This window comes from Paracoccus binzhouensis (genome assembly GCF_016446475.1).
In the GTDB taxonomy this organism is placed as follows: domain Bacteria; phylum Pseudomonadota; class Alphaproteobacteria; order Rhodobacterales; family Rhodobacteraceae; genus Paracoccus; species Paracoccus binzhouensis.
The window spans coordinates 1-1,151 of the sequence record NZ_JAEHFP010000242.1; the positions used below are offsets into that span (position 1 = coordinate 1).

The following is a 1,151-nucleotide window of genomic DNA, read 5'->3' on the forward strand; positions in this document are numbered from 1 at the left end:
GCCCTGCCAGCCGGCCGGCGCGATCGGCCCGCCGGCATTCAGCGCCGCCATGCGCTCGCCGCCGCGATAGAGGCCCGCCGGGGCGCCCGGCGCTGGTCCCTTGGCGAAATCGGCGGCGGCCACCGGCACTGGGTCGCCCGGCTCGGCGCTGCGGCCGAACCCGTCCAGCACCAGTTCGGGCAGCCAGAAGGGCTGTTCCGCCGCCTCGGCCTCGGGTGCGGCGGCGCTGGCGCGGGCGCTGCGCACCAGCCGGTCCAGCATCTCGACAAACAGGCCCGAGATCGCCAGGTTCGACCATTCCGCATTCGCCGTGGTGTGGAACAGCACCAGCTGCCCCTGCCCCAGCGGCGCGCGCGTGACCAGCGGCGTGCCGTCGGTCAGCTGGGCGATGCTGCGCTCGGCCAGGTCGGGGGCCGGTTCGGCCAGCAATTGCGCGCGCACCGTGGCGTCGCCCGGCACGGCCAGCCCGGCAAAGGGCCCGTCGGCGGCAAAGGGGCGGATGCCGCGCGGCTCGCCCCAGCTCAGCGCTCCGCCGATGTCGCGCCCGCCGGCGCGCAACCGCACCGGCAGCAGCGCCTCCTCGCTCAGCCGCTCCGAGGCGGCCATGCGCGGTCCCGAGAAGCGGATCAGCAACCCGCCCTTTTCGACCCAGTCGCGCAGCCCGGCCTGTTCGGCCAGGCCGATCTGGTCAGCAATCACGATCACGTCGGGCGAGGCCTGCAGCACGTCGCCCAGCCCGCCCTCGACCAGATCGGTCGTGGGCGCCAGCGCCCGGCGCAGGTAATGCATGGGCGACAGCAGCCGCTGGCCCTCGCTGGCGCGGTCGTCGCCGACCAGCGCCACCTTGCGCCGGCGCAGGCTGTCATCGGCCAGCACCACCGCCCCGGCCGAGGCATGGCCCTCGACCTCGAAACGGGTGATGCGGTTGCGCAATTCGGACGGCAGGGAGATCGGGATCAGATAGCTGGCAACACCGCCCTGGACGCCGTCCTCGGGCGCCCCGGGCTTCAGCCGGGCCAGTTCGCGCGGGGTGCCCTGCGGGTCGAGGCCGATGGCCAGCACCTCGGGCGCCACGCCGCCGCCGGTCACGCGAAGCCGCAGCGCCGGCCGGTCGCCGGCGACGGGTTCCAGCGCGATGCGCGGGCCCTGCG

General features: G+C 75.4%; 1 pseudogene. It reads right to left on the reverse strand.

Annotated elements, in window-relative coordinates:
• Positions 1-1,151 (reverse strand): annotated as a pseudogene (locus I9P22_RS24235) (DUF4159 domain-containing protein); the annotation flags it as partial.